Origin of the sequence: Acidovorax sp. Root219 (assembly GCF_001428665.1) — a bacterium.
Taxonomy (GTDB): domain Bacteria; phylum Pseudomonadota; class Gammaproteobacteria; order Burkholderiales; family Burkholderiaceae_C; genus Acidovorax.
The window spans coordinates 474,279-484,423 of sequence record NZ_LMIJ01000001.1 but is presented as its reverse complement, the minus strand read 5'-3'; the positions used below and the strand labels follow the sequence as shown (position 1 = coordinate 484,423).

General features: G+C 68.1%; 12 protein-coding genes. 3 read left to right on the top strand and 9 right to left on the bottom strand.

Going from position 1 to position 10,145, the window contains the following annotated elements; all coding sequences use genetic code 11:
- Positions 1-111: 111 nt before the first annotated feature.
- The 4 genes from ASE28_RS02345 to ASE28_RS02330 all read right to left on the bottom strand — a co-directional run bounded on the left by ASE28_RS02345 (position 112) and on the right by ASE28_RS02330 (position 4,024).
- Positions 112-1,284 carry a DSD1 family PLP-dependent enzyme gene (locus tag ASE28_RS02345; protein ID WP_057264287.1) on the bottom strand — a complete coding sequence of 391 codons (1,173 nt, stop codon included), beginning with the start codon at positions 1,282-1,284 and terminating at the stop codon, positions 112-114.
- 27 nt (positions 1,285-1,311) lie between these two features.
- The gene (locus ASE28_RS02340; protein ID WP_057264285.1) at positions 1,312-2,295 is read right to left on the bottom strand and encodes a threo-3-hydroxy-L-aspartate ammonia-lyase; all 984 of its coding nucleotides are present in this window, start codon (positions 2,293-2,295) and stop codon (positions 1,312-1,314) included.
- A gap of 62 nt (positions 2,296-2,357) precedes the next feature.
- Positions 2,358-3,359 (bottom strand): ornithine cyclodeaminase family protein, encoded by a 1,002-nt coding sequence (locus ASE28_RS02335; RefSeq protein WP_057264283.1) that lies wholly within the window; start codon positions 3,357-3,359, stop codon positions 2,358-2,360.
- Positions 3,356-4,024, bottom strand: coding sequence for a transcriptional regulator (locus tag ASE28_RS02330; protein ID WP_057264279.1), 669 nt, complete (start codon positions 4,022-4,024; stop codon positions 3,356-3,358). Before ASE28_RS02330 ends, ASE28_RS02335 begins: the two co-directional genes overlap by 4 nt.
- Before the next feature lie 55 nt (positions 4,025-4,079).
- Here ASE28_RS02330 and ASE28_RS02325 point away from each other — a divergent pair, with 55 nt between their 5' ends.
- From ASE28_RS02325 to ASE28_RS02315, 3 genes are all read left to right on the top strand, one after another.
- Positions 4,080-4,292, top strand: coding sequence for a hypothetical protein (locus ASE28_RS02325; RefSeq protein WP_057264277.1), 213 nt, complete (start codon positions 4,080-4,082; stop codon positions 4,290-4,292).
- Positions 4,292-5,512 carry an alpha/beta hydrolase gene (locus tag ASE28_RS02320; protein WP_235516021.1) on the top strand — a complete coding sequence of 407 codons (1,221 nt, stop codon included), beginning with the start codon at positions 4,292-4,294 and terminating at the stop codon, positions 5,510-5,512. The genes ASE28_RS02325 and ASE28_RS02320 overlap by 1 nt, the downstream gene beginning before the upstream one ends.
- A gap of 140 nt (positions 5,513-5,652) precedes the next feature.
- Complete coding sequence (locus tag ASE28_RS02315) at positions 5,653-5,976, top strand: hypothetical protein (protein ID WP_057264275.1); 324 nt, start codon at positions 5,653-5,655, stop codon at positions 5,974-5,976.
- A gap of 6 nt (positions 5,977-5,982) precedes the next feature.
- Here ASE28_RS02315 and ASE28_RS02310 read toward each other — a convergent pair whose 3' ends face one another.
- From ASE28_RS02310 to ASE28_RS02290, 5 genes are read right to left on the bottom strand one after another with little or no spacing between them, the layout of a single operon-like run.
- Positions 5,983-6,816, bottom strand: coding sequence for a zinc-dependent peptidase (locus ASE28_RS02310; protein ID WP_057264272.1), 834 nt, complete (start codon positions 6,814-6,816; stop codon positions 5,983-5,985).
- A 49-nt stretch (positions 6,817-6,865) separates the two neighbouring features.
- Positions 6,866-7,645 (bottom strand): UDP-2,3-diacylglucosamine diphosphatase, encoded by a 780-nt coding sequence (locus ASE28_RS02305; protein WP_057199526.1) that lies wholly within the window; start codon positions 7,643-7,645, stop codon positions 6,866-6,868.
- 24 nt (positions 7,646-7,669) lie between these two features.
- Positions 7,670-8,176, bottom strand: coding sequence for a peptidylprolyl isomerase (locus ASE28_RS02300; RefSeq protein ID WP_057199527.1), 507 nt, complete (start codon positions 8,174-8,176; stop codon positions 7,670-7,672).
- Positions 8,177-8,211: 35 nt separating this feature from the next.
- Positions 8,212-8,784 carry a peptidylprolyl isomerase gene (locus tag ASE28_RS02295; RefSeq protein ID WP_057199528.1) on the bottom strand — a complete coding sequence of 191 codons (573 nt, stop codon included), beginning with the start codon at positions 8,782-8,784 and terminating at the stop codon, positions 8,212-8,214.
- Positions 8,781-10,079 (bottom strand): L,D-transpeptidase family protein, encoded by a 1,299-nt coding sequence (locus ASE28_RS02290; protein ID WP_057264270.1) that lies wholly within the window; start codon positions 10,077-10,079, stop codon positions 8,781-8,783. The genes ASE28_RS02295 and ASE28_RS02290 overlap by 4 nt, the downstream gene beginning before the upstream one ends.
- Positions 10,080-10,145 lie beyond the last annotated feature (66 nt).

Genomic DNA, 10,145 nt, shown 5'->3' with positions numbered 1-10,145 from the left:
TCTTTTGGCGACGCAAAAGAAGGTGGGTGCGCCGCCGGGCGCACACCCCGGCCTCCGCCCTCGACCAAGGCAAGCAGCAACCATGACAAACAGTGCCATGAGAGGCCAACATCACCACCCCCCAAAACGACCCCAATCCCCCACCACAACCCCACCCTCCACCGCCCGATACTCCCCATACTGCGCCCCCGTGGCACACGCATGGTTCGGCAATATCCGCAACTGCCTCCCCACCGGAAACCGCCGCGCAATATCGCCCACGTCCGGTGACGTGGATCCACCGGCCAGCGACAGGATCCCATGCTCCTGGTTCGCACCGCTCAGCACATAGCCGTCGAGCACCGTCCCATCCACATCGCACACCTGCCCATAGCCATAGTCGTGCGACTGCTTTTGCGTACCCCGGTCGCGGCTCATGGCCATCCAGCCGGCGTCGACGATGGCCCAGCCCTTGTCCACCTGGTGGCCGATCACGGTGGTCAGCACGCTCAGGGCGATGTCGTCGGTGCTGCACACGCCCACGTTGTGCATCACCAGGTCGAACAACACATACACGCCCGCGCGCACCTCGGTCACGCCCGTGAGGTCGCGCGCCGACAGCGCCGTGGGCGTGGAGCCCACGCTCACCACGGCGCAGGGCAGGCCGGCTGCGCGCATGCGCTCGGCGGCGTGCACGCAGCCAGCGCGCTCCTGCTCGGCCAGGGCCGTGAGGGCCTCGGGGGTGTTCAGGTCGTAGCTGCCGCCCGCGTGCGTCAGGACGCCGGCCAGGCGCATGCCGCCCGCGTGCAGGGCGCGGCCCACGTCGAGCAGTGCGGCCTCGTCGGGGCGGATGCCCGAGCGGTGGCCGTCGGTGTCCACTTCGATCAGCACTTCGAACACCTCGCCGTGCTCGCGGCCGAAGTCCACGATGGCCTGGGCGGCGGCGATGTTGTCGGTGATGATCTTCAGGTCGCAGCCCTGGCGGCGCAGCGCCAGCACCTGGGGCAGCTTGTGCGGCACGGTGCCCACGGCGTAGAGGATGTCGGTGATGCCGTGGGCGAAGAACTGCGCTGCCTCCTTGAGGGTGGAGACCGTGATGCCCTGCGCGCCGGCGGCGATCTGCGCATCCGTCACGGCCGGGCACTTGGCCGTCTTGGCGTGCGGGCGAAAGCGCACGCCCAGCGCGTTCATGCGCTGCTGCATGCGCGCGATATTGCGTTGCATGCGTGGCAGCTCGATCAGCGCGGCGGGGGTGTCGATCTGCGCCAGGGGAGTCCTGGGGTGGTTGGCTGTTGCTTCTTGCATGGCGGGGGCTCCTTTTCTCTCGTGGGATCAGCCGGCGAGCAGGCTGCAGAAACGCTCCATGTCCACATTGCCGCCGCTGATCAGCACGCCCACCTTCTTGCCCTTGAGCTCGGCGGCGCGTGCACGCGCCGCCGCAAAGCCCAGGCAGCCCGTGGGCTCCACCACCAGCTTCATGCGCGTGGCGAAAAAGCGCATGGCGTCCACCAGCTGCGCATCGCTCACGGTGAGGATGTCGTCCACGTCGCGGCGGATGATGGGGAAGGTGATCTGCCCCAGGTGCTGCGTCTGCGCGCCATCGGCAATGGTCTGGGGCGTATCGATGTGCACGATGGAGCCGGTTCGGAAAGACTGCTGCCCGTCGTTGCCCGCCTCGGGCTCCACGCCGTAGAGCTTGCACCGGGGCGACAGCGCGCGCGTGGACAGGGCCGAGCCCGAGAGCAGGCCGCCGCCGCCCAGGCAGACGAAGAAGGCGTCAAGCTCGCCCACTTCTTCGAACAACTCCTTGGCGGCCGTGCCCTGGCCGGCCAGCACGTCGGCATGGTCGTACGGCGGGATCATGGTCAGGCCATCGCGCTCGGCCAGGTCGCGGGTGATCTGTTCGCGGTCTTGCGTGTAGCGGTCGTAGAACACCACGTTGGCGCCGTAGCCCTGCGTGGCCGCAATCTTGGCGGCGGGGGCGTCCTGTGGCATGACGATGGTGGCCGGCATGCCCAGCTCGCGCGCGGCCAGGGCGATGCCCTGGGCGTGGTTGCCCGACGAGAACGCGATCACCCCGGCCTTGCGCTGCGTGGCGTCGAACTGGGCCAGCGCGTTGTAGGCGCCGCGGAACTTGAACGCGCCCATGCGCTGCAGGTTCTCGCACTTGAAGAACACCTGGGCGCCCAGTTCTTCGTCGAGGATGCGCGAGGTGAGCACCGGCGTGCGGTGCGCAACGCCCGCGATGCGGCCGGCAGCGGCCACGACGTCGTCGTAGGTGGGAAGGCGGTTGGCGATGGGGGTGGTCGTGGTCATGGCAACGATGGGTGGTGGTTGAAAGCGGGGATGAGAACGGAATGAAGAGGAGAGGGGTGGTGTCACCACGGCCAGGCCATCGCAGTGCCCAGGCCCTGCGCCAGGGCCTGCGTGTGCAGCATGCGGGCGACAGTCAGGTCCTGCAGGGCCAGGCCCGTCATGTCGAACACGGTGATGTCCTGCGCGCCGCGCTGCACGGACTCCTTGCCCGTGAGCAGGTCGCCCAGCTCGGTCCATGGAAGGTCGTGGGGCGCCCACTGGGCCTCGCCAATCTGGCGGGCCTGGGTGGCGTCGTCCACGAAGAGGCGGGCGCGCTCCAGCAGGCCGTCGGGCAGCTCGCGCTTGCCTTGGGTGTCGGTGCCCACGGCGTTGATGTGGGTGCCTGGCTGCACGGCGGCTGCGTCGAACAGCGCGCCACCGCCCGGCGTGGCGGTGACCACCACGTCGCTCGCAGCCACGGCTTCATTCGCATCGGTGGCCAGGGCGATATCGCAGCGGTCGGCAAAAGCCGCCTCGAAGCCCTCGTTGCGCCGCCCTCCCTGGGCCACATAGCGCACCCGCCGCAGCCCGGGCAGCACCTGCAGCGCAAAGCGCAGCTGCACGCGCGCCTGCACGCCGGTGCCAAAGAGGCACAGCTGTTCGCTGTCCGCGCGCGCAAGGTGTTGCAGTCCTAGCGCGCCGGCCGCGCCCGTGCGCTCGGTGGTGATGGCATTGCCGTCCAGCACGCACAGCGGCCGGCCTGTTGCAGGGTCGATCAGCATGACGGTGGCCTGGTGCGGCTCGCCACCCTGCGCGCGGTTGGCGGGCCAGAAGCCAGCGGCCTTGAAACCCAGCAGCCCCTGGGTGGACACGTCGCCCGACTTGATACCGAACACCCCGCCCGTGGGCAGCGCTTCGCGCACCACGGGGAACACGCGGCCCGCGCGCTGGCTGTGCAGGGTGAAGGCCTCGCGCACGGCGTGCAGCACGTCCTGCGGCTGCAGCAGGGCGCTGACCTGGTGCGTGTCGAGCAGCAGCAGTTGCGCCTGCGCACGGGTGGCCGGTGCGATGGTGGCGCTGTTCATGCTGTCAGCTCACCACGTGCGTCGCCGTACACCGTGGCACGCGATACGCCCAGGTGCTGCGCCACCACCTCCATCGCGCGGCGCACCTCCAGGCTGCCCGACTCCCTGAGCTCGCGCAGCAGCGCGCGCCGCTCTGCTGCCTTGAGTGCGCGTGGCGCGGTGGACAGGCGCGCCGCGAACTGGTCGATGCGCTGGCGGATGGCATCGGCCCCGGCCGGGTCGAGCGACTCGGTGAGCCCCGTGTCCCCGTCGATGCCGGTGAACTGCCCCACCACGCTCTGCAGGCTGCGAAACAGCGTGAGGTCCACGTTCAGGCACAACGCGGCGATGTACTCGCCCGACGAATCCTTGATGCCCACCGAGGTGCTCTTGGCCTGGCGCCCATCGGAAAACTGGTTGGCGTAGTTGGCGATCACCTGCGGGTAGTCGGGGTCGGCGATGCGCGCCAGGCCCAGCTCGGTCGTCGGCTCGCCGACCGAGCGGCCCGAGAGATTGTTGTGGATCGCCAGGATGGACTGGCCCGGGTCCAGCAGGTCGTGCACCACCACTTCGCAGAACGGCGCAAAGGTGGCAGCGAGGCCCTGGGCCACCTGCTCGATCTGGGAGAGCAGGGCCTTTTGTTCGGGGGTGCGGTGCGGGGCAGAGGAGGGAGTGCGTTTTGCCATTTGGATAATTTATCCAAAAATGGATAAATTGTCAAAAATCATACGACCAACGGGCATGGGATGCCTGCCGCTCGGCCTGGTGGACTACCATGACGGCGTGAAAACCTCCGAAGCACTGCCCCAGTTCCGGGCCCACCAGGGCGATGCCGGCGTCAACCTCGAGCTGGGCCTGCGCAGCACCCATCTGGGCAGCGGCATCCACTACGGCCCGCTGGGGGACTGCTACAGCACCACCGGCCCGCGCCCGGGCTACCGGTGCCGGCTCTGATGGTGCAGCCCGTTCACAAAAGCCATGCCGCTCTGCGGTGGCCCTGCCGCGTGGGCCTGTTGCTGGTGGCCGCCATGCTGTGCGCGGGCTGCGCTGCACCGCGCGGGCCCATGGTGCCGCTGGGCCAGGGCAGCTTTGCCCAGTACCGCACCGAAACGCAGGATTGGATGGCGCAGCACCGTGCCTTCCAGAGTGACGAGCACGACAGCGAACTGGCGCGCAACGCGCCCATGGAGTGGCGGCCCGCGCAGCCCGCGCGCAAGGGCGTGGTGCTGTTCCACGGCCTGGGCGATTCGCCCTGGTCGTTTGCCGACATCGGGCAGGCGCTGGCGGGCCAGGGCTTTCTGGTGCGCACGGCGCTGCTGCCCGGCCACGGCACGCGCCCTGCCGACCTGATCGGTGTGGACCTGGACGACTGGCGCCGCTTGGTGGCCCAGCAGGCAGCCCTGCTGGCGCAGGAGGTGCCCGAGGTCTACCTGGGCGGCTTTTCCACCGGTGCCAACCTGGCGCTGGAGTACGCGCTGGACCACCCCGAGGTGGCGGGCTTGGTGCTTTTTTCGCCGGCCCTCAAGTCGGGCGTGCCGCTGGACTGGATCGTGCCCTGGGTGGCGCGCGTGCGCACCTGGCTGCGCCAGCCTGATTCCGCCCAGCCCCAGCAGACCCCCCTGCGCTACCTCAACGTGCCCACCAATGGCTTTGCGCAGTACTACCGCAGTGCTGCCGCCGTGCGCGAGAAGATCGCGCGCCAGCCCTATGCCCGGCCGGCCCTGCTGGTGCTGGCGCAGCACGACTCTGTGGTGGATGTGGAGCATGTGCTCGGCACCTTCGAGACCCGCTTCACCCACCCCGCCAGCCGCCTCATCTGGTATGGCGAACTGCCTGCGGGTCGTGATGCCGCCATGCCACAGCGCGAAAGCACTGGGCAGCACACGCGTGTGCTGGTGCGCACCGATAAGCTGCCGCAGCAGCGCATCAGCCAGTTCTCGCACATGGGTGTGCTGTTCTCGCCCACCAACCCGCTCTATGGCACCGAAGGCACCCAGCGCATGTGCTGGAACGGGCAGGACGCCGCCGACCAGGCCCGCTGCATGGCGGGCGAGCCGGTGTGGTATTCGGACTGGGGCTACCGCGAGAGTGCCAAGGTGCATGCACGGCTGACCTTCAACCCCTACTTTGATTGGCAGGCCGAAGTCATGCGCGAAGTGCTGGCCGCCGAGTGAGCTCGCGGAGCATCAAGAGGCTTGCCGCGGCCAACGGCTGGGCCGCTGTTGGCACGCAGGCCCGGTCGCTGCAAATGCGCCTATTTGGTTTTACAGTGGGTACCCTGCCCAAGTTGCTTGATCCCGGGCGCCCCCAACCCATGCCCAAACCCCATCACAACGTCTACGTCGTGGAACTCTCCATGGCGGTGCTGAGCGAACGCAAGTTCCGCAGGTGCAACCCGAACTACATCGAGGGCAAGCCCTGCGTGTACGTGGGCATGACCGGGCTGGACCCGGATGTGCGCTTCGACAAGCACAAGGCCGGCATCCAGGCCAACCGCTTCGTGCTGCAGTATGGGCTGCGCCTGTTGCCTGATCTGTACGAGGGCTTCAACCCCATGAGCTACCAGGATGCTGTGGACCGCGAGATCGAGGTCGGCATCGATCTGCGCTCGGCCGGGTTCGGGGTGTGGCAGGCGTGATGCGAATCAGTGCGCCACCGCGGGCCTTTTGAAAAACGCATCCAGCACCGGCACCAGGCCTGGGAACTCCACCGCGAAGCGCGCGCGGTTCACGAAGTACGCCTCGCAGGCCACGGCAAAAAATTCCGAGGGCGAGGTGGCGCCGTAGGCATCGAGCCAAGGCATCTCGGCACCGAAGCGCTCGGCCTTGATCACCGCCTCGCGAAAATCCGCGTACGCGGGCTCCCAGGCGTTCCACCAGGCCTCGTACGCGCCGCGGCCGGTGCGGGCGCCCATGAAGCCTGCGGGCAGGGGCGGGCAGCCGTTGGGCTCGCCGCTGCCGCGCATGTCGAGCTTGTGCACGAACTCGTGCACCACCACATTGGTGCCGCGCTCGGTGTTCTTGCGCCCATTGGAGGCGTGCTGCCAGCTAAGCATGATGGGGCCGCGGTCCATGGCCTCGCCCAGCAGCACCTGCTCGTGTTCGTGCACCACGCCGGCCTCGTCCACCGTCTGCCGTTTGGCCACGGCCTCGCCGGGGTGCAGCACGATGCCCACGAAATCGTCGTACCACGCGAGGGCCTTGGCCGGGTCGCCCCAGTGCAGCAGGGGCAGGCAGGCCTGCGCGGCGATGTCGATGGCCATGGCGTCGGTCACCTCCATGCCGTGCGCGCCGTGAAAGCGCTTGTGGTGCAAAAAGAGGGCGCTCAGCGCGCGCAGCTTGGACTGGTCGTGCAGCGACAAGGCGGCAAGGAAGGGATAGCGCTGCAGCGTCTGCAGCCACAGCGTGGCCGAGATGTCGGGCACGGGGGCCACGGTGGTGCGCACGCGGCGCCAGAGCCGGTTCAGGATGGGGGGCATGGTGTCAGAGCATGCCAACAAAAGCATGCGCATGGAATCAAGACCCCTCTTACTTTGGGCCGAGGGTGACGCGTTCCAAGCCCGCGTTCGACAAACGCAGTGTTTCCAGCCGGGGGGGCAATGCCGCTGCGTCCCAGTCGCTGAGCACCACGCGGGTGAGCCCTGGCGCAAGCGTGTGCTGCGCAGGGCGGTGGGTGTGGCCGTGGACCAGGGTGCTGGCGCCTGCCGCCTGCAGCCAGTCGATGGTGGCAGGGCCGTCCAGATCGGCATAGGTGGTGCCCGATTGCTTCTTGGCCTCGCTTTCCTGGCGGATGCCGCGCGCCTGGGCGCGGCGCGTGGCCAGGGGCTGGGCCAGAAAGGCCTGCTGCCAGGCACTGCTGCGCGCCTGCACGCGAAAGCGCTGGTAGTCCACGTCGGCGAGGCACAGCAGATCGCCGTGGCTCAGCACGATGCGCTGCTCGCCGAAGACCAGCACGGTGGGGTCCGCCAGGCCGACCATGCCCGTGCGCTGCAGAAAGGCCGGGCCGGCCAGGAAGTCGCGGTTGCCGTGCATGAAGTACAGCGGCAGGCGCTGTGACGCGGCGGACAGCGCAGCGCAGCCCTCGGCCTCGAAGCTGCCGGGCTCGTCCATGGCATCGTCGCCCACCCACACCTCGAACAGGTCACCCAGGATGAACAGGGCGTCGACCGGAGTGGTCTGCAGGTAGTGCCGGAACGCGGCCACGGTGGCGGGCTCGCTGGCCTGCAGGTGCAGGTCCGAAATGAAATCGACCGTGCGCCAGTGCGAGGGAGCGGTGAGCTCCTCGAACCGGGGCACGGTCGTGGTCACGGGGGTGACGGCGAAAGCGCTGGTTTACAGGGCGACCGCTTTTTCGATGATCACGTCGTCTTTCGGCACGTCATCATGGAAGCCCTTGCGGCCCGTCTTCACGGCCTTGATCTTGTCCACCACGTCGGCACCACCGACCACCTTGCCGAACACGGCATAGCCCCAGCCCTGGGCCGAGGGGGCGGTGTGGTTCAGAAAGCCGTTGTCGGCCACGTTGATGAAGAACTGGGCGGTGGCAGAGTGCGGGTCGCTCGTGCGGGCCATGGCCACGGTGTAGTTGGCGTTCTTCAGGCCGTTGTTGGCTTCGTTCTGGATCGGGGCATCGCTGGGCTTTTGCGCCATGCCGGGTTCGAAACCGCCGCCTTGCACCATGAAGCCGGGGATCACACGGTGGAAGATGGTGTTGTTGTAGTGGCCCTTGTTCACGTAGGCCAGGAAGTTCTCGGCCGACTTGGGGGCCTTTTCAGCGTCGAGTTCGAGGGTGATGACACCGTAGCCGGTGATGTGCAGTTCGACTTGGGGGTTGCTCATGGCAATGCTTCCTTCTGAATGGGTAAAAAAGGGGATTACTTCACGACCGTGGCGGACGTGATGACGATGGGGGTGGTGGGCACGTCGCCGCGCCCGGTGGGCACGGCCTTGATCTTGTCGACCACGTCGGCGCCGCTGATCACCTTGCCGAACACGGCGTAGCCATGGCCGTCAGGGCTGGGGGCGTTCAGGCTGTCGTTGTTCTTCACGTTGATGAAGAACTGGGCGGTGGCCGACTCCGGGTTGGAGGTGCGTGCCATGGCCACGGTGTAGGTGTCGTTCTTGAGGCCGTTCTTGGCCTCCAGCGGGATCGGCGGCCGGGTGGACTTTTGCTGCATGTCGGGCGTGAAACCGCCGCCCTGGATCATGAAGTTGTTGATCACGCGGTGGAAGATGGTGCCGTCGTAGTGCTTGGCGTTCACGTAGGCCAGGAAGTTCTCCACCGTCTTGGGGGCCTTGGCGGGGTCGAGTTGCAGCACGATGTCGCCCACGGAGGTGGTGAGCTTGACCTTGGGCGCATCCTGCGCGTGGGCGGGGGTTGCCAGGCCGACCAGGGCCGACAGTGCGATGCCGGCCAGCGACAGGGCCGCGTTTCTCTTGGAAATCATCCAATCACTCCTTCAAAGAATATTTGCCATTGCTGGCCCTTGCGCTTCCAGTACTGGCGCTTGACGGGGCCGGTGCGTGCGCCTTCGGCGACTTCGCCGAACGTTACCACCATGGTGTCGGTGGCGTCTGTCCAGCGCAGGTAAGACTTGTCCTTGAGCTGTATTTCACGGCCCTTCAAGGCGCGCGACTCGGCCTGCAGCACCGTGGTCCACTCCGACAGGGGCTTTTGCCGGTAGCTCTGGAAATCGGGGGCGTAAAAGCCCGTCAGCCGCGCCATGTCGCCCTGCGACTTGGCGGTGCGCCAGGCGTTGAGCACGGCCTCGAAGGCATTGCGCTCGGCCTGCACGCTGTGTGCGGCCACCCACTGCAGCTGGCGGGCAATCACCACGGGGGTGGAGCGGGGCTCCACCTGGCGCAGGATGCGCTCCAGGTCGGGGTTGGCCAGCACCACGCAGCCATCGGTGGCCAGGGGGGCGCGCGCGAACTGGTCGGGCGGTGTGCCGTGCAGCCAGATGCCGCTGCCGGTCTTGCCCCGGCTCTGGTCCAGCGGGTTGGGGTAGTTGATGGGCAGGGCGCCGGCGCCGTAGAAGTCCTTGAGCGTGACCGGGTCCAGGCGGCTGGTGATGAAGTACACGCCCAGGGGGGTGCGCTGGTCGCCCTCGACCAGCTTTTCGATGCCCAGCTTGCCCACGGAGGCGTAGTAGTCGGCCACCAGCTGCAGGCCCTTGGGCGTGTTCTCGAAGAGGTACAGGCGCGAGCGCGATGCGTCGATGGCGATCGCGTGGCGCGAGCGGCTGGACAGCTCCAGGAACTGGGCGGGTATGCGGTCGGGGCCTGGGCGGTTCTTGTGCGCCTGCACGCGCTGCAGCGACTCGGTGCGCAGCTCGTCGAGCATGCCGCCGGCTTCGGGGGCACGCGCGGCATCGGCCTCGGGCACGTCGCCGAGCTTGCGCACGGGGCGCACGCGGGCGTTGAGCAGGTCACCCAGCGCCAGTTGCGCCAGCTGGAAGTTGGGGTAGTCGCGTGCCAGGCTTTCGGCGCGGGCCAGTGCCTCGCGGCCACGGCCCTGGCCGGTGAGCTGGTAGACCTCCATCAACCGCGCCTCGGCCTGGCCGTCGCGCAGGTTCTCGGTGGCCTTGGCTGGCTTGGCGGCACCGGCACCGGCACCGGCACCGGCACCGCGCATGCGGTTTTGCGGATTCTGGGCGAAGGCGGGCGCTGCCTGCGCAGCGGCAGCCAGCAACAGCACAACGGCCGCCGTGCGGCGGCCCCAGCGGGGCGAATCCACCATCATGTCCGTCAGTCGGTCAGCGGCTGGTTCGAAGCTGTTCGCCAGCCCACAGGGTGGGCGCCGTCGCCA